Below are 22,135 nucleotides of genomic sequence, written 5' to 3'. Positions count from 1 at the left end.
ACAATTAAAAATCAGGAAGGTGATATGTTGGAAGTACTCCTATCTCTATTGTTGGCACTGTCCATTGGTCAGGCAGGATTAGAAAGTGCCAATCAAGCACGAGAAGCGAAAAACACGACTAAGATTGAGAGTGTTAAAGTTGAAAAGTCGGCTGAGTCTAAGGTTGTTGAGAAAGAAGCAAAGCAAGTAAAAGCAACCTCAAGCAAGAAAAGTAACGATGAATATGATTGGATGTATTTCGAGATTTCTGCATATACAAACGGAAAAGAGTCTACAGGAAAAGTAAAGGGTGATAAGAATTATGGTATCACAGCTTCGGGAGCTCACACAAAAGAAGGAGTCACCGTGAGTGCAGACCCAAAAGTATTACCGATGGGGACTAAAATATACATAGAAGGCATTGGAGAACGCATTGTCCAAGACACGGGGTCGGCAATCAAAGGAAAAAAATTAGACTTGTTTATCGAAGATCTGGATACAGCTTTAGAGTTTGGAAGAAAGAAGAATATCAGAGTAAGAATCATTGATTAGGAGTTTTAGATGAGTCTCAAGAGAAGATCGGACATCAAGTATGAGGACTTACATAAGTTGTATCATGTAGATAAATTATCAATTCAAGAGTGTGCAAATCATTACAGTATAAGTTTGGCAGGAATGTTTGGTTATTTTCGTTACTTGAAAGTACCAACCGAAAATAAACGAAGACAAAAACGAGAGAAGCGTTGGAATTTTAATGGTGGGCGAACCGTTGACCAAAACGGATACGTTGTACTGAGTATGCCACATCATCCTTCTGCCGACAAAAAAGGAAGAGTATACGAACATCGATACGTCATGGAAAAACATGTGGGTAGACCTCTATTGTCAAATGAAGAGGTTCACCATAAGAACGAAATTAAATCAGACAATAGAATTGAAAATCTTGAATTGTTGACTGGCACTGAACATAGGCATTACCACAGGAAAAATAAACTAGATTCAGTTAAGCCTATGCAATGTAGTTATCAAAAATGTAGAAGCGCAGTAAGAGCAAGAGGGCTTTGTAATAAGCATTACTTACAAGAATGGAAGCAAGGCATCATTAGTAAGAACCCTGTATACAATCAAAATCTTAAGAGGTATTGGAGCAATGGAATGAAAAAGGTATTTCTTTTAATGGGAGAATCGGGAAGTGGCAAGACTGAAGTTTCCAAGAAGCTAATGAATAAACAACTCAATGTATTACAGTCATACACCACTCGTCCTCAACGTTCAGATAGTGAATTTGGACATTTATTCTGTGATGAAGATTTCTATAAGCAACAACTCCAGAATAACAATATTGTTGCTTATAGCTACTTTGATGGGCATCATTATTTTAGTACTCGTGAACAAATTTATGAAGCAGATATATATGTTGTAGATCCTGATGGTATTAAGGCTTTAAAAAATAAAGTACAAGACATTGATTTTGTAACTATCTGTCTAAGTGTAAGCGAAGAAGAGCGTATAAAGCGAATGAAGGTTCGCGGAGACGGAGGAGAATCTATAGCAAATCGCTTGCTAGTAGACAATGTTAAATTTTCAAATAAAGAGTATGAATATCTTATTACCAACAAATTTTTAAACTCAACTATTGATATTATTGACCTAATAATTAAAAGAGAAAAAGATTATGAAAATGCATTCAATAAAGCAGCCTGTGGTAAGAATGAATAGGCTTAAAACAGTTAAATACATAAGTGAAACCTCTGTAGATGAGATGATCAAACAGATCGTCTCTAAGCAGAGTGATATAGATAAGGTTATTGAAGCAGCAAAAGCAAGTAGGACTGAATATGGACTTAAAGTGCAGGAGTTAATTAAACGACTTGAGTTACTGTAAAAGCTGTATTTCATCGGAAATATAAATTCGTATAACAAGGAGAGATCGAATGGAAGTTATGTTTGATGAAGTAGGAATTAACATTGCAAATGAAATATCAAATGACTATCCAGTTACATTTGATGAAGCCTATGCTTTCTACGTAATCGCAAAAGGAAATATTGAAGATATCAATAGAATGGTTGAAAGAATGTCAGTACTGAGAGATATGAGATTGACGATATTGTCTTATTACAAATATGACGTTAGGAATACACTGTTGAAATAATTAAAAAAATAATGGGAGTGATAAAATGAGTAAATTCAAAGAATTCTTTAAAAAGGTAGCAAACAAATTCAGTACACCAGTTAAACCATTGGCATCGGAAGTATTTGAGGAAGATAAGTTTAAAATTGATGTGCAAGGCAACGTTAAAGCAAGCAAAATTAAAATTAGTGAAAATGGCATCCAAATTACATCGGACAACGGTATTAAACTAAACATGGGAATTCCCAATTTACCAGTGAAACCTGAGATGATTGAGACAGTTGAGAACGGTAAAAGCAAAGTCGATTTGGATGACAATAACTCGAAATCCAGCAAGCCTTTGGTTAAATGGTACAATTCAACTCATCACGAACCAGAGAAATGGTATTATGGAGCAGTTGAAGGTATTCCTCACAATGAGGCACAGTTTTTTGTTTGGAGTAATAAGAAAGATGATGTAGTAAATAGATTGTACAAAATCAAAGATAGAACTAAAAGCAAACGTATTAAAAATAAAGTCCAAAAGCAGATTGATGCTTACAAGCAGCAGCGACTTGAAAAAGATGTGCTGGTGACTGGAGAGGAATATACGTTTCGATATTGGAGCAACAACGGTGAAAGCGATGGAAAATAAGTTCATCATTGTGAGCCTAGATGATTGGGAAGGAATGTATTACATAAATGAACTTATCTCAGAAGGACACGAGATCAGACGTGATGAGTTGGTCAGGTTAATGAAGCAGCATAAAGTCTGGGATGTAGAGTATGAGTATCTGAATCAAGAAGGCGAAAACATTGTTCAGTCATATGGGAGTATGTTCAATACATATGAAGAAGTAAAACCATACATAGAGCAAAATGTTCGTGAAATTGATATTTCACATAGAATGGAGGGGGCAACTACGTTTAAGAAATTCAAAGAGTATCTATGGAAAAAAGAATATCTTAAAAGTGTTGTTGAGATCTACTTGCTTTTATACATATCTATTACACTGTCGTTCGCAGCACTAATAGTTGCAATAATCAAATGAACAAAATTTTGATTCGAGAATATTACTTTAGTTGCTCAGATGGTTGTTGTGGAGAATGGGGAACAGAGTTAATTGTTAATGAAAAGTTGGTTGGTACATATACAGATGTTGACAGAGATGTTGTAAGTAATTTATTAGAGGCATTAGATGTAGAGTTTGAACTTGAATATGTGGGTGACATTTAGGAGCGAGAATAGAAAGGAAAAAAGACATGACACAAACTGTAGGACATTACTTAGCAATGAAACTTAAAGAACTATACAGTAAGCAAGCCGAGATTGATGAGAGTATTGAAGAAGTAGTTATGGATCTCTGTGGTGCAGTAATCAATTATAAGGACTATCAATACTGCATGATTGACCACATTGATGGGGGCGAAGTTGATCTCTATTGTGAAAATGAAGATGGTGAACGAGATAGTCTAATTATTACATTAGATGAATTAATCAAATGTCTTTAAAATCGATCTTTTATTAAATAATGAATGGAGAAATTATATTAATGACACAGCTATTCAAAAATGAATTATTTGCGGTTGAAGTGAGAGAAAATGGAATGCATCTTGAATTTGATATTGAAGGGGTTTCTAGAGGATGCGGGTTTACTACCGTTGCCAAAAGTGGCAACGCTACAATTCGATGGAATAGAGTCAATGAATACTTGTCTAGTTTCGGATATTCAGTGGAGGTTCAAAAAGGTGACTACATCCCAGAATCCTATGTTTATTTGCTAATGATGAAAGCAAACAGTGTCGCCGCAATAGAATTTCAAAAATTCATCGCTTTTGAAGTGCTACCAAAAATTCGACGAAACAAAATATATATCGATCCGTCTGCCACAGATCAAGAAATTGATATTGCCGTTAAATTTGCAACCCCTCAAAAAAGACGTAAGGCTTTAATAGAAGCAACTATTGATGGCAAAGAAAATATTTATACAATTTACGAAGACATTAAAGAGTTCATTTCGAAATGGACGGCAGCAGAAAAAATCACTACGCTAGAGCATGTAGAAAAGGTTCTTCTTGATAAGCAAGAAGCCTATGGTAAAGATGTTGCATTTGCTCATACAATTGAAGAGTTATTGAGAGCTGTTGCAAAGGATTTGGACAAGTTGAAAAATTGGAAAAATGGTGCAGTAAAGAGAGAACTTAAAAAAGAAATTATTATGCTGTCATCAAATAAATCTGAATAAAGTCAGCATTTGACATAGAAAAGGAGAAAGATATGAACAACTTTATTATACCCTTTAAAAATAAGAGTTTCACGGTGTTTGAGAAAGATGGGGACCCATACTTTGTGGCTCAAGAAATTTGCGATTACTTAGATATCAAGAATGTATCGGATGCTGTGTCAAAACTGAAAGACGGTATTGATAAAGTAAAGCTTTCGTATGAAGAATGCTTACAAATCGGTTTAAACGACTTGCAAAGTGTGCAAATCGGTACAAAGGGCTTGGTGATTTTAACTGAAAGTGGATTTTATAAGTTAGCTATAAGATCTAGAAAACCTGAATCAGAATATTTTGTAGATTGGGTTGCAGAATTAGTCATTCCCTCGATTCGAAAAAAAGGAAAGTTTGATATTATCGAAAATGGAATTGACCAAATTGAAGACGAGAAGGAAAAGGAATTAAAGAAGAAACTTTACACCTTAGAGCAATTAGTCAAAGTAGATCCCGAAGACAAGATGAGTTTAATGCTATACAAGGATACTAAAAATCAATTGGAATTATATCTTCAAAAAACAGAAATAAATGAAGTCCGAAGAGAAGTTAAAGAACTGAAAGAATCTATTGCTAAAACTACAGTTCTAAGAGAGGGAGATATGTCTCCTGAGGCTGTTGCAAAATATTTTAATGTCTTCTCAAAAAACAATAATCCACACGGTAGATTTGCGGAGTGTATGGCGAGAGAGCTTGGATTTTATATTAAACCAGAAGGACATGTTGGATATCAGGATGATTATGTAAGCGTAAATTTGTCGGACAGAAATGGTACTACTGTTACATTGCTTAAATATAGTCAAATAGCCTTAAAAGCAATGAAAGAATACATAGAAGATAATGGACTCCCCGTCCAAGAGCCACCAACATTATATACAAGAGGAGTAAAAAAAGGATTATACAAAGAAACGTATATATATTTTGAGCATAGCGAAAAAGTATGGATAAATGAAACAACCTATAATTTATATAAAAGCAAATAATAAATAAGATAAAATAAAACTTTGATCAAAAAGGAGCGTTGCAATATTGACAGACAAATGCACTAAATGTGATGGAGAAATTTATGGATCAGAATCTTTAAGTAGATGCTTGAGATGCAGAAAAGCAACACCAAGAGAGGTTTCTGGAGAAGAATATTTTAAGAATAAGCAAGGGAGAGATGTAAACTGTCTTACACAGCAGAAGAAAGAGAAACAGTAATTACTTCAAATGATGAAACTAAACTTTGGGACGTATTCACCTTACAACAAACTGTAATTACAAAACTACGCAAAGCAGGAGCAGAGCCATACAAGGTTGATTCCGATGGAGCTCATTACTACAAAGACCTCAAATTTAGTCAGGTATCGTTTAGATCAGGCAAAGAACGCGTAATGAGTGAAGAGCAAAGACAGGCAGCTAGTGAACGATTTAAGAAAATGCACGAAGAAAAGAAAGCAGAATAGATGAATAGAGAGACGAAAGAACGAACTGAGACACAGAGAGATAAGATTGTAACTGCCTTGAGACGAGCAGGTGATTCTGGTGTTACTAATGTTGAGTTAAATAGAATTGCTCTGCGATACAATGCACGTATTCAAGAGTTATATGTACGCGGATATAAAATACATAGCGAAGAATTAGATGGTGGAGTTACTAAATACATATTGATTTCAGAGCCAACAGAACCATTTAAGAAGCCAGATAAGGCAGTAGACATTTTAATTGAAGATATTGAGAGCAAATATAACGGAAACATTAGCGCGCGCGAATTGAATGAATATTTGGATGCACAAGGTTTCACAGTTAGGCGTAAAGTAGGATCGTACTGTTAAACAATAAAATAATACTGGGGATATGATTTGTATGGAATTATTCTTCAGCAAACTTAAAAAATTTATGTCTGAGTGTGAAGAATTAGAAAGTTTAAAGGTGGCGGGTTATTACCGTACCATAGAACAGATGAGTGATAAATTGAAACAACTGTTTGAAGAGTGCGAGAAATATAATTTTTCGTTTACATTCTACAGTTCTTCAGAAGGACATTATTCGCTTTATGAATCTGAAGTAATGGATGTTCAATTTTTCAAAAAGAGTGATGGGGACAGTGACTCTTACGGCTGGGATAAACACCTAAACTTTATTTATACATTTGAACTTAGTGATGATATGCGTGGGAGTTATTGTACTTGCGAAGAGTCTGATGCCGGATTTGATTATAGGTATAAATGTTGCGGAGAGGGGTGTGATTGGTATACTCCTAGTGTCACCGTAAAAAGACATGAGACAGTTGCTGTAGATTCATTTGATGGATACGAAAGAGAAATGTGGGCACTTCAGGACGTTTGGAACGAAGAACAAAATGACTCTGTAGCTCAACAAAAAGAAGCTCAGAAAAAGTATATTCAAGAGCAAATCAACAGATTGAATAATGAGATGCAATCACTAGACTAATACATAGAATACCTTATGAAATGAGAATTTTAAATAGAAATGGAGATGAGTTGTTAGCTATTGAAACATCCGAGGGATTTGACTAATTTAAGATTTGGTAGACTGACTGTACTAGGTAAAGCTGAAACGACAAAGTCAGGAACAAAATGGAATTGTATATGTGACTGTGGCTCAGTAAAGAAAGTTTTTAGAGGGAATTTATTAAAAGAAAACACTATGTCATGCGGATGTCTCAATAAACAAATAGTTAGGGAAAGAGACAAAAGCACACACAAGATGACGGGCAGCCATTTTTATAAAATATGGGCAAATATGAAGTTTAGATGTAACAACAAAAACCGTAAGGCATATAGAAATTATGGCGGAAGGGGAATTTCAGTATGTAATGAATGGGACAGTTTTGAGGGCTTTAAAAAAGATATGTATGAAAGATATCTAATTCACTCTTCACAGCACTCCCAATCTCAGACAACCCTTGATCGTATTGATGAGAACGATGATTATAAGCCATCTAACTGTAGATGGGCGACTAAGAATGAACAGTTTGAGCACAAAAGAACCAATGTTTCAACGGTTGTTGATGGTATTAGTTATAATTCCCTCTCAGAACTAGCAAGAAAACATGATCTACCAGTGTATTGGGTGTCTTCGAGATACAAAAGAGGATATCGAGATACGGAACTGACTGATAAAGAGTTGTATGAAAATAACAAAAAAATATTTGGATCACATAAGAAGAGAGGACTAAAATAACAGTGCGATTTTATGCTATTGCAAATAAAGAATGTATCGATTGTTTTTATGATTTTGAACTAAGCACTTGGGGTGATGGACTCTGTTCTCATAATCTGTTGCCAGCGGAAGACTTTGCTGTCTCTATGTTGCTTGGATATGAATTAGATGAAGATGGAATTGTCGTAGAGGTATTTATTGATAAAGTGACTGAGGGAAATGATGGACAAGTTGATTATTCTTACGATGACATTTGGTATGAGAATAGAAGTTGATGATATCGTGATTTCATTTAGAGAGGAGATAGAATGAAATAGCAAAAACTGAACTCACCCAAAAGATGGAGAAGGCTTTATATGGATATACAAATAAGCAAGGCACATTCGGTTGTTTTGAAGTGACGATAGGCTGGTATGGGAAAGAGAGAGTTGATTATATTACATATGATACGAAGGGTATATGGCGTTGCTATGAGATCAAGGTCTCCAAGTCAGATTTTTTTAGTTCAGCTAAGAAAACATTTGTTGGACATTTTAATTATTTTGTGATGCCAAAAGATCTTTATGAGCAGGTTAAAGATAATGTACCGTCTCATATTGGTGTAATTATAGATGGGGCGTATTCCTTCAAAAAAGCTAAGCGTGTAGAGATAACCATAGATGAGAAAATACTGAAAGACTCTTTAATTAGATCTCTATCTCGCCAAGCTGATAAGTTGTATAAAAGTAATGATCCAGACAGAATGGATAGAATGAATAATCGAGCGCACAAATTAGAAAAAGAAAGAGACGATTGGCGCAATAAATATCACAAGTTAATGAATGTTGGTTATGCCAAGTACGGTATTGGCTGGTATAAAGAAAGTTGATCAAATCGCAATTTTACTTAGAAAGGAGAAAGAAGATGCCCGAAGTTTCTATCAATAAAAATGGAGGATTTAAGCCCATCAGAGTTGTTATGTCAGGAGACTTGGTACTCATAGACAACGATCCTTTTATAGCAACTGGTTATAACAAATTGAGACTAATTAGTTTGCTAGATGGGATGCCTTGGTGCGACGACGAAATGTCAGAAGGAACCACCGAAAAAGGATTAATGAAATATGTGAATGATGGCAACGAAGAAGGATTGTATGTTGCTGAACTAATTAAGAGCAATGAATATAGAATCATTATTGAAATGAAATAGAAAATTCATATAGAAAGGATGAGATAGTTTGTTGCCCTACTATTTGTGGACATTGAGACTGTGGTTCTTTGACATTAGCTGGAAGAGAAGTGGACTGTGGAAATTAGACATTGAGTATTTAAGCCGTAAGGTATTTGTTGGTAAGCGAGAATTCAAACTTTTTCGTTAGAATTAATCAAAGAAGGCTTTCTTGGAGAAAGGAAGAGTGTATGAATAAATTTAAGTTTATGATGTGGGATTGGGATGGAGGAGAATATGAAGTCATCCCAAAAGAAGACCTAATCGAAGCTCTTTATTATGCTTGGAATTACGAGTGTAGTGTTTATACAAGAGATGAAAGAGAATTGATTTTCTCCCCAATGGATGACAATGAGTTTAACTCAGATTTACTCAAAGAGTATGGGCTGAGTCTTATCAATGGAGAAAAACTTAGAAACTTTCAAGACATTAAAACAGAGGAAATCTTTAATCCACCATGGGAATCTTAATCAAATGTAAATTTTACTGAGAAAAGAGGAGTAAGGTGAGTTATCAGGAAACTACAACAAACAAAGAAACAGTTAGTGAAATTGTCAGTGACATCTTAAAAACCGAGGATCATCCAAACACAGAGATATTGATTTACTTTGAAGACGGTGAATGGTGTATCACAAAGGATAGACGGTTCTATTCTTATGGGCTGAAGGTGGAAGATAAGGTTAAGCATCTAGAGGGAGTTATTGAGTCATGCATGAAGGAATTGCAGCAGTTCACTAGGCCAATTGATTCTGATGATATGAGAGAGATTGTAAATAGTGTGATGTATGACCTGAAGATTGGAATCCAGAAATATAAAAACAATGAGATTGACTGGTCTAAATGAAACATAGGTTTGATCAAGAATAATACATAGCACGAAAAGAGAATCGCATATGAAATTAATCAATCATTTAACTAAAAAAGAAATAAAGGGTACAACTTCGAGAAACCTTACAGAACGTTTGATTTATTCTGAATTGAATAGTCATGTTATTATTCCTGAAGATGGAAAGTTAAAATACTATCTGGTCACTGGATATGTTATTGACAACCCCAATTACTACGTTTTGTATGAATTAACTAAATCTCAATATGATAAAAGATTGCAAATACATGAAGTACTGATTTAAAGAATTGATGATAATACATAATAGAGGAGAATAATTAAATGAGCACACTTAATAACTATGAAGATGAACTGAATGAGATCCTTGACGAAAATGAAGAATCACTTATCCATTACGACCCTACATGGAAAATTGATTCCCTTGAATTAGCGGTGTGGGCAGATGAAAAGATTCATGAAAAAGAAGTTAAAATTGCAGAAGTAGAGAAAGTTGCAAATAGCAATATCGAAGCACTAAAAGTTAAAATTGAGAAACTTGAAGCATGGAAAACAGAGGCCACCAACAAAGACAAAAATGAAATCACTTTCTTTAAAGAACATTTACACTTATACCACAGGAAGATGATTGAGAAAGAAACAATGGAAAATGAAGAGTTGAAAGCTAAAGGGAAGAAAGAAAAGAAAATTAGCAAAACAATTAAACTGCCACACCGAGATTTGACCTGTAAGGCACAGCAGCCAGCAATCCTCATCAATGGAAAAGAGCCTTCAAAGGCGAAGGAGGATTCTGAATTGTTGGCTTTCGTGAAAGAAAATAGCCCAGAGTTTATTAAAACAAAAGAAGAAGTTGAGTGGGGAGAATACAAGAAAAAGTTGAAAACAACTGTAGTGGATGGAAAGTTAACTTATGTGGATGAGACGGGCAGTAAATTGGATTTCATTACTTTGCAAGAGCTAGGTGACAAGTACGACTGGAAACAGAAAAAAGATTAAACACAAAGATAATACTATACATATCAATAAAACGGTGATATAATAACTTTAACGAGTTGTTACATCACCGTTTTTCTTATGAGAGGATGTGATACATAGAGTGCAACAAGGAAACAGAATAGAGAAAATGTTGGAATTAGCAGAGGAACTGAGCATTAGTGTGGCAGCAAGAAATAAATCACCTAAGTTGCATTCGATTAGAGATGCCAGAAGAAAGAAAGTTGAAGTTATAGACGTTATTATATTTTTATTTCCTGAGATAAGAGATAAACGTTAAGGAATTACATAAAAGATCTGTTTCATCAAAAATCTGAAAGGAGGGTGACTGGTTGAAGATTGAACTAGATTTGTCCAATGAGGAGATTATGGAGTTGGCAAAATTACATGGGATTAAGGTGGAAGAGAGCTCTGATAAACCGGGAATTTTTATTCACACAGAAGATGGAGAACGAGAGATCGCCGTTGAGGATGTATTGGGATTATAAACATCTTATCTACTCTTGATAAGATACATAAGGAATTTATATATAGAAAGGGAGGGGATAAGTTGAAAGAATTTTTTAACAGGCTGAAAAAGACATTGTTGATAACGGGACTTATATTATCATTTTGGGGATTAGGTTTGTTATTGATGAATGGTATTTGGTGGCTGCAAGAAAACTGGGTTATACCAGATACATTAAGAATGACTATTATGTGGATTGTATTTTTCGTTCTTATTGGATTGGCAGCCTATGCTTTATGGAATTTATTGAAGATATTATATGTAGGATTTCATTGGTTATTCATTGAGCCATTTAAGAAGAATCGTTTGTCTAAGTAAAAGGCACGTTTTATAAGGAGGAGAAAGAATTATGATTGTTCAGATAAATAAACTCCCCACATATATGAATACATATTTTCAAAAACACACAGACAGCATAGAAGTAAATGTGCGGTGGAATAACTACTGTGATGAAGAAGGGAAGGATTGTTGCAAAATATCGGTTGATAGTGTAGATGGGAATGTCAACTATTACTATGATGAGGTATGGGGCAACATCGAAAATATTGAAGAAGTTCTGGAGGAATTAAAATGAAGATCATTTGTAAAGACAACTTTAATAGAGAGTCAGTGAACGATAAATTAGTTTGCGAGAACGTAAGTAGCTATTATGGAGACTTGATAGTCAATATTCTTAACGAGAAACTATCAGGCGATCATAGTTCCGATTATTTTGAATTGGTTGATAATGATTATGAACTGTACAGATGGGAGCCGTAAATAAATGGACTACTATTTACTTCATGAAAAACAATTGAATGAAATTGAGAAAATAAAAGAAGAAATCATGACTGAACTGGGCACTAGAAATATTGATTTCGAAATGAAACGAAGTCCATCTAGCGGTGAATTATTTACAAAATTCTATGAATTATATGCCCATCAAAGAAAGGATAATGCGAATGATTAGAATAATCATTGGTGACTTGCTAAATGCTACAGAGAGTATTATTGGTCATCAAACAAATACTAAAGGTGTCTGGGGATCAGGAATAGCTAAAGCAATCAAACAGAAGTACCCTGATGCTTATCCGTTTTACCAGTTAGCATGTCATGAATATGGCGATAGATTACTGGGCCTATGTTGGACGACCAAGGTAAATGAAAAGAGAGTTGTAGCAAACCTATTCGGACAGACTACATATGGAAGAAATAAGAGTGTTGTATACACAGATTATGCCGCTTTGAAAGCTGCACTTGAATCATTGAAAATACGTGCTAAAAAATTTGGTCATTCAGTCGCCTTGCCATATAACATTGGATGCGGACTAGCTAATGGGGATTGGAAAGTTGTCTATGGGATTATTGAAGAAGTGTTCAGTGATTATGAAGTGACTCTGTATAGATGGGAGCCATGATTTATGCCATATATAAAGAGGGACAGTTTGAAAGAAATGCTCCGTTATTTTTTCGTTCAAGGATGTAATGCGGGATACGGTATAGATGGTGAAGAGAGCCTTATAGATCAAGAAGAGGCAGCGTTTAAATTTATCTATGAAGAATACTTTTATACCACTAAAAAGAAAGGAGTAGAGTGAAAATGTATCAATGTATTGGTGTTTTTAAGAATGGTTGGTTTACGGCTTCTGCCAAAGGATGTGGAGAGAAGTGGAGTGATGATACTGACAGATGTCCTAAATGTAATGGCTTTTTGATCCCCGAATCAATGGTAAATGATAATCATAGAGAGAATATGATACAGCGAACAAATGAAGTTAAACAATCACAAACACATAGGAATTTGATTGATGAGGTATCTTTTCAGACAGTAATCAATTTTTTAAAGCAAAATCAATATGATTATGAAATGAGAGAGAATGACGATTCAGTTAAAAAGGTCATCACATGGCTACTGAAAGCGCAGTAATGGAAGGGCGGTAGAATGGAATACATAATTAGACTTTCCGAGGATTACGAGAAGTGTGAACGAGTGCTTAATAAGCTTGGAATCGTGGCATACAAATCTCCTGTTGTTAAAGGACTGATTGGATACTGGAGTAAACTTGATATCGAGTATTTAGAAAAGAGAGATTTCATTGATCAGATTGAAATTGCGCCTAGAGGGGCATTCGTGTTATACGATTGAGGGGAGAAGAGAAATGATGTTGACCTTATCTGGACTATTAGATGTACTTCCTACGGGAGTAGTCGCAAGAGCTAATTACGCACAGGATAACGAGTGGTATGTCACAAGAAGATATGGAGACGGAGCAATAGTATACTGCAATCAGTATGGCAAACATTCTGACGAAGCTATTAAGCTAACTGAAAGCAACCTAGAGGCTTGGTATACGATCCTATAAAAGGTCTATTTCAAATAGAAAGTTGAGGAATATTGGATGGACACCAGATGGAAAGCAACTGGAGAAAACGTAAGAGAAAAGCTAGAGCCATACTTAAACGAGCAGGGATTGTCTTATAGGGGATTAGATAGAAGAAACAGACATATGTACGATCTTTCTTTGGAAACGTTTGAACAGTATGAAGATCTAGAAAAAATCATGAATAATCTTGATTTAGAATTAACAATTAGCATTGGCGCTGAGTGGCTGGCTGTTCTTTATACGGACAAATTTGGGCTATCCAAGTCTGTGTAAAATGCGTGTTTCATAAAATTAAAAAAGGTTGTGATTGGACTTGAGCAATGGTGGTATGACTGACAAGGAGTTTGAAATTGCTAATCATATAGTTGCTGCGTGGAATGGATTTATAAGTTTGAAACAAAGTCACCCTAACGATAAGTATGAGTTTCATCAGGGAATACATATTCTACAGAAGACATTAGGTATGCGAGTATTACGTAGAGACTACCCAGACTATTGGATTGATAAGGGAGAAGCAAAAGAGGAGGCAAAAAATGCAGCTAATAGAAATGAAGAATGAGTATGAACAAGCAAAAATGGATTACGGGAATGTAAATAGCAAAACAGCAAAAAAGGGTATTGGCGAAGAGATGTACAAGTTAAAATATAAGATTGAAACGGAAGAACGACGATTAAATAGTAAACTTAAAACAGCAGATATAAATGGTGTTCAATACGAAATCCCAAAGAGCTTCAACTATGCTCCAGATAATGAACGATATACATATGAAATTAAAGATGGTTCTCTTTATCAATTTGAAAAAATGAGAAATGATCCAGACGGAAGCTTCAATTCGCGTCAATACGTATGGATTCCTCAAGCAGAAAATAAATACGCTGAATTGTGTGTCAGAGTGCTGGGTGGAGATGCTTATGGAGAAAGATATTACTTAAGAGTTCACTACTATAAACATCCATCAGATATGAATTCATACTTAACTAAAGATATCAGAACAGATAACTATAGCTATAAGCCCTTTTATGATTATGTTCTGGGGAAACTGGGACTCAAACATAAAAAGGATAGACACGAAACAAACAAATTAGAATGGGTAAACGAGGAGGGAGTTTTAAATGTTTAGTACTGAGATAAAGGTTAACGGGAGATTCATAAAAGGGAAAATAGTAAAACAAATTGGATTTCCGTATCGACTTGTTAGCAATATCAGTTTAACAAATAACACATGGAGCGCTCAGGACCTGAGAAGTATTGCTGATGAATTTAATCTGGTGGCAAATGAACTAGATAAGCAGAGTGAAATCGACTGCGGAATGAAAGAGTGCGAAAGATCAATAACAAATAAATAATAAGTATATAAAATTGGAGGACTAAACAATAAACAAAGAACAAGAGGATTTACTAATGAAAGAACAAGAAGATTACAACTACCAATGCTTTGATTCAATGATGAATTCACTTTTTGATTTAGCCAATGAGTTGCACGACAGACTGGAAGAAGACGAAGAATTGACCGATGCCGAAGCAGTGTTCTTGCGGAGTTTTGATCTTTATGTTGATTCATGTTGCGAACTGGATGATTTAGAGGAGGAGGAAGCAAGATAGTTAATAAAGTCAGACTGAAGTATGAAGATTCCCACATGCTAATTGATGCTATTGAATACAAGCTATGCAATAAGTGCTACACTTGGAAGCCGCTTAAAAGAGAACATTATTATTTCAATAGCAAGAATAAAACAGATGGGTTTTATCCATATTGTATTAGCTGTGCAGTTAGTCGAGCCAAAAAAAGGCAAGCTGAACAAGGAGAATTGGCCCTAATATACAGAAAAAATCATTATAAAAATAATACTTCAGAAACACTTAAAACAAATAAAAAGTGGAGAGAGGGCAATAAGACCACCGTTAGGGCAATTGTTAAGAATTTTTATAAAAGAAATCCTTATAAATCTAAAGAATATCAGGACAAGAAGAAGAAGCATATTATAAACAATCAAGAGTGGGATGATTGTAGACAGTATTTTAATTTTAGATGCGCCTATTGTGGGAAGACATGGGAACAAAATAAGCGAGAATCAAAGAAAGATATGCATAGAGAACATATTGATGATCTAGGGAAAAACGATCTGTCCAACTGCGTACCATCTTGTCGTGATTGTAACAGCAATAAGTGGAAGTACAGATTCGAAGACTGGTATTGTGAGGAAAACCCAATTTACGACAAGCTGAGGCACGAGAAAATAATTATATGGCTAACTAATGATTATAAAAAATACATAGTAAACATTGATGACGAGTCTTAACGAAATGAACAATTTATTAAAATCATATCAATTCTGAAGTTGAAAAATAGGAGGCAATTGGCGGTTTTATCGTATAAATTATTTTTATTGAGATTATCAGGAAGCATGAGAAGAGAATAAGTAAAGATTATCTCCTCTCATGTCATGTCAAGAATTTAACTGTTTAATTGAAAATAAACTTCCGAATGAACTTCATAGGCAAAAATATCACCTTTTGAGTCTATTAGCAACTTAAACCATATATTAGGTGGAGTTTTTCCAGTAGTTTCATTAATTTTACTTAAGTAGTAGTGAAAATTCGTTTTTATTCTCTGCTCGTAGAGTTTAATTTGATTATGATAACGATGGCTTGTCATAGTTGCCTTTGTACTAGTTCCTGCACCAGTTATCCCACCGCCTATTGGAGCGTAAACTGTATCTTCATCAATTTGAACAAGAGTGGTGATCCCAGCATTTCTAAATTGACTAATGTGATTGTCGGTTATATTTGCAGGAAATAATTTGATACCATTCATACGATATGGCTCAATTATATTAGGCCAGTTATTGTGTATTATTCTCAAAAGCTCTTTCTTACTAAACGAACGGTGATCCATTATTTGAATTAAATATGCGCTTGATTCATTAAATAAAACGTATAATAATTCGCCGCGTCTATACCTATTTGTAAATCCATCTGAATCAATTTCAGTGCCTAAATGAAGGTGATGAATGCCCCAGTCATTCAAGAGACCATCAACTGTATTTAAATCTTTGATTCGGCGAGATAAATGAGGTGTTAGATCGTTTCCTGATTTAATTTTATTAACAATGTCATTTAAACCTGTTTGCAAACTTCTATGACAATTAAACTCATTAGAAAAATAAACGGTTCTTTGTGATTGAGAGATTAACCTGTTTTTTAGTTCGAAAAATACATAGGAAATATCTTCATCATTTAAGTTATCAATGTCTTCCTTCTTAAGAAAGGAATATGACTCCAATCTTAATCTAATATAATCTTTCCAATCTTTTTCAAAATCAATTGTTAGGTTAAAATTATAAGGGATCATTATCTTCGCTCCTAAATAGAAATTGAGAACTATATCCGAATTGGATTTCTAACCCAGATAGCTGATGAAAGACAAGTTTTAAAGAGAGAGGACTCATTAAAGAGTCCTTTTTTGTTAGAACATTGAAGATATTTTTCCACTTGATTTATCGACATAATACCATCCATATGTAGCTGTATGGCCCTCACCTGTTTTTTCATCATCAATAACTATTTCGTAGACATGAACTAGGTATTGATTGTCTACTTCGTTATCGACTTCAACGATTAATTTTGAGCTATTATAGCCATATTTTTTCTTAACAAGGTTTACTGCTTCTTTCTCCGTGATGTTTAACTTAGGAATCTTCCCGATATAGAGGTTGTTATCGCGTAAAGCTACGTTTTGTCCTAATGCACTGCTCAAGCTTCTTACTGGTACATATATAGTGTTATTGTATGTAATGGCGTTTGCCGTTGTTTTCTTTGTCCCATCCACATATAAGTTAATCTTCTGAATTACTGCCTTAACGGATGTTCCACTTGCTGCAAAAGCAGTTGCTCCTGTAATAGTTGATCCGATTAGAATACCAATCACTAATCCTTTTAACTTATTCTTCATCGTAATTCTCCTCTGTTATGTGAAATAGAATACCTAATGTATTATACAGCTTTAATGTTTAATTGAACTACAAAAATTACCTGTTGCATAAAGAACGTCTGTTCGGTGTATAATACATATACAAACAAACGTTCTTATTTGATTATGGGAGTGATAATAATGGCGAAGAAAGAGCGGACAATTATGTTAATTGACATGCAATCGTTTTATGCCAGTGTTGAAAAGGCTAAAATGCCACAATACAAAAACGAACCATTGGCAGTTGCAGGAGATCCAGCAAGACGTTCAGGAATTATACTTGCCGCATGTCCTCTAGCTAAAGCAAAAGGCGTGTCAACCGCTGAACCATTGTGGCAGTCACTTCAAAAGTGTCCTGAGTTGATCATTGTGAGACCACATATGCAAGAATATATCGAGGTTTCAACTCAAATTATGAGTATAGTTGAGGAATTTACTGACTTAGTCGAACCCTATAGCATAGATGAGCTATTCGCGGACGTGACCGGATCTCTACATCTTTTTGGAAATGACCCAATTGATTTAGCAAAGCAGATCCAAGACAAGATTTACAATGCTACGGGAGTTTATGCGAGAGCTGGTATCTCGACCAACAAAGTGATGAGTAAGCTTTGTTGTGATATGATCGCTAAAAAAATCGATGGTGGAGTATTCTTCCTAAAAAAAGAAGAACTTCATGAGCACATAGGAGATAAGCCAATTCGTGACATGTGGGGTATTGGATCAAGAATGGAAAAACACTTGTGGAAAATGGGCATTCGGACAATAAAACAACTTGCGGATACTCCACTGTCAAAACTGAGAAGTAAATGGGGTGTAAACGGAGAGGTTATATGGAGAGTAGCGAATGGACTAGACGATTCTCCAGTAACCATAAACACTCATAGTGTGCAAAAGGATATTGGGAACGGTATGACGCTCCCTAGGGACTATACGGAACAGTGGGAGATTGACGTTGTAATACAAGATATTTGTACAGAGGTTTGCAGACGTGCCCGGAAAAAAGGTTTGATGGGTAGTGTAGTTACTATGAGTTTATCGGGTGCAGACTTTGATCATCCAACTGGATTTAGCAGACAGGTTAAACTTCAAGATCCCACTAACATTACTGTAGACGTATGTAAGATAGCTAAACAGATCTTTCGGCAACATTGGGATGGTCAACCTGTGAGACGAGTGGGAATATCATTGTCCAATCTTTCTAATGCTGAGACATATCAACTTTCATTATTTGATGATCAAGAACAGAAGAGAGCCATAGACAAAGTAATGGATGACATCAAGGATCGCTTTGGAGATATTGCTATCTTACGGGCAAGCTCAATCACTTCTGCTGGTCAGGCGATAGACAGATCAAATAAAATCGGAGGACACTATAGATGAGCAAAAAACTGGAGGCAAATGGACTATGGGAATCAAGTCGTATGATGCTGCCACAACATAAAGAACGAATCATTGAACATCGATCCAAGGATAATGTTACAACAAGACCAACTTTACACGAAGACGAAGTTGAGATTATTTCTCTTAACTTGCGTATGTCGTTAAGTTATACCTTGGAGACAGACATTGAAATTTTTAATGAGTATGGAAATAGGATATTTAAAGGGATAGTTGCCTCAGTTAGTGCTTCGGGAAAGAGAATAAAATTGGAAACAGAAACAGGCTATGAACTTCTCAATTTTGATGACTTGGTTTCTGTAAAAATCATTGAAGGTGGAGATCCGTTTGAGACAGACGCATGAGGAGTTAGAAGCTGTGAAAAGATATGTTGAACTTCCATATCTAATGACCATAATTGAAAACGACAAGAAGAAAATAGCCGATTCAGATATGAGGATGAAATCTGTGTACATTAATCATCTCGATGAGATACAGGGAAAAGTGACTGCCGAGATATATAAGATAAAAAACTACCTTAAAAACAATAATATAAAAATCATTGAAGCAGTGAAGACAACCGACAGTCTAAATGTAGAATATTCAATTAGAGGCTACATCCATAAGATGGTTTTGTTGTGGAGTAAAGTGAAGGTAGATGTAACTCTGATTCTGACTGAATATTTAAGAGTTGATATAGCACAATTAAAGTAGAAGGAGTGTTGACTTTAAGACACAAAGATAATATAATTAAAATGTAAACAAAAAGGTCGAGTGGCAGGGAAAACTAAAAGAATTGTCGAACTTCTATAATGATAAAACAAATAGGGAGTTGGTCTCGTGTCCAATCTTGAATTAAATTTACATAATACACTTATATTTGCGAGCGAGAACGAGGGAATACTTAGAGTTGTTAAGTCCGAAAGAATGAGTGAGTTTAGAGAACTGGAAAGAGCGGGTTATATCGAACTAGATCAAAAGGCTACAGGAATGGCTATAGTTTACATGACAGACCGTGGACGCGAATATCTTGAGAATCAGTAAAATTAGTCTTTCACGGAGAAAGGGGACAATACATTGAAAGTCACAAAAAGCATACAAAGTAAATATGAGAAATTTATGAAGATCAAATTCCAAGAACGGCAGTTAGTCGATGAGATATTTAATTGGTTGGAATCGAACGGAGTAGATACAACCACAGATTCGTTCATGGATGGAATTGGCGCTAGGATAGTCTACAACGAGTTTGACTCATTTGAACATTTCTATACAGACCTTATCGAATACATAAATGGTGAAACTGTGGGATATGGTTAATAAGCGAAGGGAGACTATTGATATGATTAAAGATTATAACGGTAGAGTGATAGGCATGGGTGCTACCGCTAAACCTGTTATGGGACATCTTGCCAACAGAGAAGGAATTGTAATTGAAATTGATAAGACGGGTGGATTTGTTTCTTTAGAATTCGAAGATGGCGAGATTGGAGTATATTTTAATGACAGGATAATTGTATTTTAGGAAACATTATAAAAGAGTAGTTTGATTTAATTATTAATAAAGGAGCATAAAACATGAAGAATATTGCCGAAGAGGTTGAACAGTATAAGAGGTATGATTTAAATGATTATCACAGAGACAATCATTTGTATGTTAGAGATGCCGAGAAAATGTGTGAATTCATTCAAGACATGGCAGAATATATAGACAAACTTGAAACAAGAATCAGTGAACTGGAAGAAAAATTAGAGTCCAAGTAAAACGAATCTTTTATAAGGAGTCATGGTATGAAATCAACAGTAATTGTCTTAAATTATCTTATGGAGCAGACTTCATTCACAGCTAAAACATCTTTGGTAGATCGTATTCAAGAAATCAATGAACTCTACGAAACGGTTCCAGATGAAGTCCTAGACTCTTATGAAGAACTGACTGAATATGAACTATGGGAGATTATTAGAAAACTTGCAGTTGAAGGTAAGAAAAGAAACAAATGAAATGTGAGTTTGACTAAGAAAGGGGAAAAGAAAATGAATCACAATCTTGAACTGATTACAGAATTGAAAAATTCGCTTCCATCCAAGAGGATGCTACAGGTTGTCAGTGCGGCTATTGTGGATGTTGGGGATACTACATTCATATTAAAAAATAGAGGCCCTGAGTATATTCTATTGAAATATGCCGATTTTACATACTACAACGAAAATCATGGCTCTGATCTTCATTATGATTATGATGAGATTGCAAGAAAGAATGTTAGATTTGACTTGAACTTATTTGGAGAAAGAGGGAAAAGAGCAGTAGACATCTGGCAAGACCATAAAAATTTTGAACAATATCTGTTTCAAGACTAAACGAAATATGACTTTCTTAGAGAAAGGAGAATATAAAATGGAGCAGGAACTTAAAAATCAAATGTATCCAAACTTTATGATTATTTGCAATAAGTGTGAGAGCAAGGAAGTAATTATAGACAACGATATCGGATATTCAGATACAAGCGGTGGCTGGGGTGGAATACATTTAGTGTGCAATAGATGTGGGAACAAAACGGAGATTTACAGCCATATTTAATTAGTGAAAGGAATGAGAAGTATAAGCATCTATATCACTGGAGACATTCATGGAACAATCAGCGCCAATAAGCGACTCAATACAAAGAATTTCCCGCAACAAAAGCAACTAACTAAGAATGATTATGTCATCATTGCTGGAGATTTCGGTCTAATATGGGATGGAAGCAAAGAGGATCAATACTGGCTCAAATGGTTAGATAAAACTAAGCCATTTACAAGTTTGTTTATCGATGGAAATCACGAATGCTTTGATTTACTTGAAGAGTACCCAATGGAGATTTGGAATGGTGGTAAGGTACATAGAATTAACGACAGCGTTATTCATTTGATGCGTGGACAGGTGTTCACTATTGAAGGTAAGAAGTTCTTCACGTTTGGTGGAGCTGCATCACATGACAAGGAGTATCGTAAGGAAGGCAAGTCATGGTGGAGTCGTGAAATGCCATCTCAAGAGGAATACGAAGAGGGTTTGAAAAATTTAGAGAAACACAATTTTAAAGTTGATTACATACTTACACATACGTGTTCAACAACAGCATTGGAGTATATCGAGCAGCGTTGTAATATCCGTATGGATAGAGATGAAATGCACCCATACTTTTATGGTATTGAGCAGAAGGCAGATTATAAACAATGGTATTTTGGACATTTTCATCACGATTTTGAATTGCCAAATAAGCAGAGGTTGTTATATATAGATATTATTAAGTTAGATTAGGAGAAGATATGATGGATTTAAATTCTTTGAAAAGAGTACTA

At 35.0% G+C, this 22,135-nt stretch carries 46 protein-coding genes; 44 read left to right on the top strand and 2 right to left on the bottom strand.

The window, feature by feature from the left end:
- Positions 1-24 precede the first annotated feature (24 nt).
- The 34 genes from NST33_RS18160 (at position 25) to NST33_RS17995 (ending at position 15,749) form a co-directional block, all read left to right on the top strand.
- Positions 25-531 (top strand): 3D domain-containing protein, encoded by a 507-nt coding sequence (locus NST33_RS18160; protein ID WP_339304428.1) that lies wholly within the window; start codon positions 25-27, stop codon positions 529-531.
- A gap of 9 nt (positions 532-540) precedes the next feature.
- Positions 541-1,698, top strand: coding sequence for an HNH endonuclease (locus tag NST33_RS18155; protein WP_339304426.1), 1,158 nt, complete (start codon positions 541-543; stop codon positions 1,696-1,698).
- Positions 1,699-1,913: 215 nt separating this feature from the next.
- Positions 1,914-2,132 carry a hypothetical protein gene (locus NST33_RS18150; protein ID WP_339304425.1) on the top strand — a complete coding sequence of 73 codons (219 nt, stop codon included), beginning with the start codon at positions 1,914-1,916 and terminating at the stop codon, positions 2,130-2,132.
- A gap of 25 nt (positions 2,133-2,157) precedes the next feature.
- Complete coding sequence (locus tag NST33_RS18145; protein ID WP_339304423.1) at positions 2,158-2,745, top strand: hypothetical protein; 588 nt, start codon at positions 2,158-2,160, stop codon at positions 2,743-2,745.
- Positions 2,726-3,142: a hypothetical protein gene (locus tag NST33_RS18140; protein ID WP_339304421.1), complete on the top strand. Its 417-nt coding sequence runs from the start codon at positions 2,726-2,728 to the stop codon at positions 3,140-3,142. Before NST33_RS18145 ends, NST33_RS18140 begins: the two co-directional genes overlap by 20 nt.
- Positions 3,139-3,327, top strand: a complete 189-nt coding sequence (locus NST33_RS18135) for a hypothetical protein (RefSeq protein WP_339304419.1) — start codon at positions 3,139-3,141, stop codon at positions 3,325-3,327. The genes NST33_RS18140 and NST33_RS18135 overlap by 4 nt, the downstream gene beginning before the upstream one ends.
- Before the next feature lie 26 nt (positions 3,328-3,353).
- The gene (locus NST33_RS18130; RefSeq protein WP_339304417.1) at positions 3,354-3,602 is read left to right on the top strand and encodes a hypothetical protein; all 249 of its coding nucleotides are present in this window, start codon (positions 3,354-3,356) and stop codon (positions 3,600-3,602) included.
- A gap of 41 nt (positions 3,603-3,643) precedes the next feature.
- Positions 3,644-4,336 carry a hypothetical protein gene (locus NST33_RS18125; RefSeq protein ID WP_339304415.1) on the top strand — a complete coding sequence of 231 codons (693 nt, stop codon included), beginning with the start codon at positions 3,644-3,646 and terminating at the stop codon, positions 4,334-4,336.
- Between the two features lie 74 nt (positions 4,337-4,410).
- Positions 4,411-5,349, top strand: coding sequence for a BRO family protein (locus NST33_RS18120; protein WP_339304413.1), 939 nt, complete (start codon positions 4,411-4,413; stop codon positions 5,347-5,349).
- A 465-nt stretch (positions 5,350-5,814) separates the two neighbouring features.
- Entirely contained in the window at positions 5,815-6,183 is a 369-nt protein-coding gene (locus NST33_RS18115) for a hypothetical protein (RefSeq protein WP_339304411.1), read from the top strand.
- 31 nt (positions 6,184-6,214) lie between these two features.
- The gene (locus NST33_RS18110; RefSeq protein ID WP_339304409.1) at positions 6,215-6,802 is read left to right on the top strand and encodes a hypothetical protein; all 588 of its coding nucleotides are present in this window, start codon (positions 6,215-6,217) and stop codon (positions 6,800-6,802) included.
- A gap of 60 nt (positions 6,803-6,862) precedes the next feature.
- On the top strand, positions 6,863-7,555 hold the full coding sequence (locus tag NST33_RS18105; protein WP_339304407.1) for a hypothetical protein: 693 nt from the start codon (positions 6,863-6,865) through the stop codon (positions 7,553-7,555).
- A gap of 2 nt (positions 7,556-7,557) precedes the next feature.
- Positions 7,558-7,809, top strand: a complete 252-nt coding sequence (locus NST33_RS18100; RefSeq protein ID WP_339304405.1) for a hypothetical protein — start codon at positions 7,558-7,560, stop codon at positions 7,807-7,809.
- A 65-nt stretch (positions 7,810-7,874) separates the two neighbouring features.
- Positions 7,875-8,402, top strand: coding sequence for a hypothetical protein (locus tag NST33_RS18095; protein ID WP_339304403.1), 528 nt, complete (start codon positions 7,875-7,877; stop codon positions 8,400-8,402).
- 35 nt (positions 8,403-8,437) lie between these two features.
- Positions 8,438-8,722 carry a hypothetical protein gene (locus tag NST33_RS18090; RefSeq protein ID WP_339304401.1) on the top strand — a complete coding sequence of 95 codons (285 nt, stop codon included), beginning with the start codon at positions 8,438-8,440 and terminating at the stop codon, positions 8,720-8,722.
- A 209-nt stretch (positions 8,723-8,931) separates the two neighbouring features.
- Positions 8,932-9,210, top strand: a complete 279-nt coding sequence (locus tag NST33_RS18085; RefSeq protein ID WP_339304399.1) for a hypothetical protein — start codon at positions 8,932-8,934, stop codon at positions 9,208-9,210.
- Positions 9,211-9,245: 35 nt separating this feature from the next.
- On the top strand, positions 9,246-9,584 hold the full coding sequence (locus tag NST33_RS18080) for a hypothetical protein (protein ID WP_339304397.1): 339 nt from the start codon (positions 9,246-9,248) through the stop codon (positions 9,582-9,584).
- A gap of 49 nt (positions 9,585-9,633) precedes the next feature.
- Complete coding sequence (locus NST33_RS18075; protein ID WP_339304395.1) at positions 9,634-9,870, top strand: hypothetical protein; 237 nt, start codon at positions 9,634-9,636, stop codon at positions 9,868-9,870.
- 38 nt (positions 9,871-9,908) lie between these two features.
- Positions 9,909-10,580 carry a host-nuclease inhibitor Gam family protein gene (locus NST33_RS18070; protein WP_339304393.1) on the top strand — a complete coding sequence of 224 codons (672 nt, stop codon included), beginning with the start codon at positions 9,909-9,911 and terminating at the stop codon, positions 10,578-10,580.
- Between the two features lie 100 nt (positions 10,581-10,680).
- Entirely contained in the window at positions 10,681-10,857 is a 177-nt protein-coding gene (locus NST33_RS18065) for a hypothetical protein (protein WP_339304391.1), read from the top strand.
- Between the two features lie 52 nt (positions 10,858-10,909).
- Positions 10,910-11,065 carry a hypothetical protein gene (locus tag NST33_RS18060; RefSeq protein WP_339304389.1) on the top strand — a complete coding sequence of 52 codons (156 nt, stop codon included), beginning with the start codon at positions 10,910-10,912 and terminating at the stop codon, positions 11,063-11,065.
- Between the two features lie 62 nt (positions 11,066-11,127).
- Complete coding sequence (locus NST33_RS18055; RefSeq protein WP_339304387.1) at positions 11,128-11,403, top strand: hypothetical protein; 276 nt, start codon at positions 11,128-11,130, stop codon at positions 11,401-11,403.
- Positions 11,404-11,434: 31 nt separating this feature from the next.
- Positions 11,435-11,659, top strand: coding sequence for a hypothetical protein (locus NST33_RS18050; protein ID WP_339304385.1), 225 nt, complete (start codon positions 11,435-11,437; stop codon positions 11,657-11,659).
- Between the two features lie 189 nt (positions 11,660-11,848).
- Positions 11,849-12,034 (top strand): hypothetical protein, encoded by a 186-nt coding sequence (locus NST33_RS18045; RefSeq protein WP_339304383.1) that lies wholly within the window; start codon positions 11,849-11,851, stop codon positions 12,032-12,034.
- On the top strand, positions 12,027-12,482 hold the full coding sequence (locus NST33_RS18040; protein ID WP_339304381.1) for a macro domain-containing protein: 456 nt from the start codon (positions 12,027-12,029) through the stop codon (positions 12,480-12,482). The genes NST33_RS18045 and NST33_RS18040 overlap by 8 nt, the downstream gene beginning before the upstream one ends.
- 3 nt (positions 12,483-12,485) lie before the next feature.
- Positions 12,486-12,662, top strand: a complete 177-nt coding sequence (locus NST33_RS18035; protein ID WP_339304379.1) for a hypothetical protein — start codon at positions 12,486-12,488, stop codon at positions 12,660-12,662.
- Positions 12,663-12,664: 2 nt separating this feature from the next.
- Entirely contained in the window at positions 12,665-12,991 is a 327-nt protein-coding gene (locus NST33_RS18030) for a hypothetical protein (protein ID WP_339304377.1), read from the top strand.
- A 15-nt stretch (positions 12,992-13,006) separates the two neighbouring features.
- The gene (locus NST33_RS18025) at positions 13,007-13,210 is read left to right on the top strand and encodes a hypothetical protein (protein ID WP_339304375.1); all 204 of its coding nucleotides are present in this window, start codon (positions 13,007-13,009) and stop codon (positions 13,208-13,210) included.
- A gap of 253 nt (positions 13,211-13,463) precedes the next feature.
- On the top strand, positions 13,464-13,721 hold the full coding sequence (locus tag NST33_RS18020) for a hypothetical protein (protein ID WP_339304373.1): 258 nt from the start codon (positions 13,464-13,466) through the stop codon (positions 13,719-13,721).
- A gap of 40 nt (positions 13,722-13,761) precedes the next feature.
- Entirely contained in the window at positions 13,762-14,007 is a 246-nt protein-coding gene (locus NST33_RS18015; protein WP_339304371.1) for a hypothetical protein, read from the top strand.
- Entirely contained in the window at positions 13,982-14,569 is a 588-nt protein-coding gene (locus NST33_RS18010) for a hypothetical protein (RefSeq protein ID WP_339304369.1), read from the top strand. The genes NST33_RS18015 and NST33_RS18010 overlap by 26 nt, the downstream gene beginning before the upstream one ends.
- On the top strand, positions 14,562-14,795 hold the full coding sequence (locus NST33_RS18005) for a hypothetical protein (protein WP_339304367.1): 234 nt from the start codon (positions 14,562-14,564) through the stop codon (positions 14,793-14,795). Before NST33_RS18010 ends, NST33_RS18005 begins: the two co-directional genes overlap by 8 nt.
- 55 nt (positions 14,796-14,850) lie before the next feature.
- A complete protein-coding gene (locus NST33_RS18000; RefSeq protein WP_339304365.1) occupies positions 14,851-15,051 on the top strand; it encodes a hypothetical protein in 201 nt (66 codons plus the stop codon).
- A gap of 35 nt (positions 15,052-15,086) precedes the next feature.
- A complete protein-coding gene (locus NST33_RS17995; protein ID WP_339304363.1) occupies positions 15,087-15,749 on the top strand; it encodes an HNH endonuclease signature motif containing protein in 663 nt (220 codons plus the stop codon).
- 155 nt (positions 15,750-15,904) lie between these two features.
- On the opposite strand, the gene NST33_RS17990 is transcribed toward NST33_RS17995, so the two are convergent.
- Both NST33_RS17990 and NST33_RS17985 read right to left on the bottom strand, forming a co-directional pair.
- Positions 15,905-16,801: a hypothetical protein gene (locus NST33_RS17990; RefSeq protein WP_339304361.1), complete on the bottom strand. Its 897-nt coding sequence runs from the start codon at positions 16,799-16,801 to the stop codon at positions 15,905-15,907.
- A gap of 114 nt (positions 16,802-16,915) precedes the next feature.
- Positions 16,916-17,401: a stalk domain-containing protein gene (locus NST33_RS17985; RefSeq protein WP_339304359.1), complete on the bottom strand. Its 486-nt coding sequence runs from the start codon at positions 17,399-17,401 to the stop codon at positions 16,916-16,918.
- 159 nt (positions 17,402-17,560) lie between these two features.
- Between NST33_RS17985 and NST33_RS17980 the strand changes: the two genes are divergently transcribed.
- The 10 genes from NST33_RS17980 (at position 17,561) to NST33_RS17935 (ending at position 22,094) form a co-directional block, all read left to right on the top strand.
- A complete protein-coding gene (locus NST33_RS17980) occupies positions 17,561-18,802 on the top strand; it encodes a DNA polymerase IV (protein ID WP_339304357.1) in 1,242 nt (413 codons plus the stop codon).
- A complete protein-coding gene (locus NST33_RS17975) occupies positions 18,799-19,164 on the top strand; it encodes a YolD-like family protein (RefSeq protein WP_339304355.1) in 366 nt (121 codons plus the stop codon). Before NST33_RS17980 ends, NST33_RS17975 begins: the two co-directional genes overlap by 4 nt.
- Positions 19,148-19,513 carry a hypothetical protein gene (locus tag NST33_RS17970; protein WP_339304353.1) on the top strand — a complete coding sequence of 122 codons (366 nt, stop codon included), beginning with the start codon at positions 19,148-19,150 and terminating at the stop codon, positions 19,511-19,513. Before NST33_RS17975 ends, NST33_RS17970 begins: the two co-directional genes overlap by 17 nt.
- A gap of 126 nt (positions 19,514-19,639) precedes the next feature.
- Complete coding sequence (locus NST33_RS17965) at positions 19,640-19,843, top strand: hypothetical protein (protein WP_339304351.1); 204 nt, start codon at positions 19,640-19,642, stop codon at positions 19,841-19,843.
- 295 nt (positions 19,844-20,138) lie between these two features.
- Positions 20,139-20,321, top strand: a complete 183-nt coding sequence (locus NST33_RS17960) for a hypothetical protein (RefSeq protein WP_339304349.1) — start codon at positions 20,139-20,141, stop codon at positions 20,319-20,321.
- Positions 20,322-20,374: 53 nt separating this feature from the next.
- Positions 20,375-20,560, top strand: a complete 186-nt coding sequence (locus NST33_RS17955; protein ID WP_339304347.1) for a hypothetical protein — start codon at positions 20,375-20,377, stop codon at positions 20,558-20,560.
- 27 nt (positions 20,561-20,587) lie between these two features.
- Positions 20,588-20,797, top strand: coding sequence for a hypothetical protein (locus tag NST33_RS17950; protein WP_339304345.1), 210 nt, complete (start codon positions 20,588-20,590; stop codon positions 20,795-20,797).
- A 33-nt stretch (positions 20,798-20,830) separates the two neighbouring features.
- Positions 20,831-21,154 (top strand): hypothetical protein, encoded by a 324-nt coding sequence (locus NST33_RS17945; protein ID WP_339304343.1) that lies wholly within the window; start codon positions 20,831-20,833, stop codon positions 21,152-21,154.
- A gap of 37 nt (positions 21,155-21,191) precedes the next feature.
- Positions 21,192-21,374, top strand: coding sequence for a hypothetical protein (locus NST33_RS17940; protein ID WP_339304341.1), 183 nt, complete (start codon positions 21,192-21,194; stop codon positions 21,372-21,374).
- A 12-nt stretch (positions 21,375-21,386) separates the two neighbouring features.
- Positions 21,387-22,094, top strand: a complete 708-nt coding sequence (locus tag NST33_RS17935; protein WP_339308726.1) for a metallophosphoesterase — start codon at positions 21,387-21,389, stop codon at positions 22,092-22,094.
- Positions 22,095-22,135: the final 41 nt, after the last annotated feature.

This window comes from Paenibacillus sp. FSL L8-0435, assembly GCF_037965655.1.
Classification (GTDB): domain Bacteria; phylum Bacillota; class Bacilli; order Paenibacillales; family Paenibacillaceae; genus Paenibacillus.
This window is presented reverse-complemented; position numbering and strand designations above follow the sequence as displayed.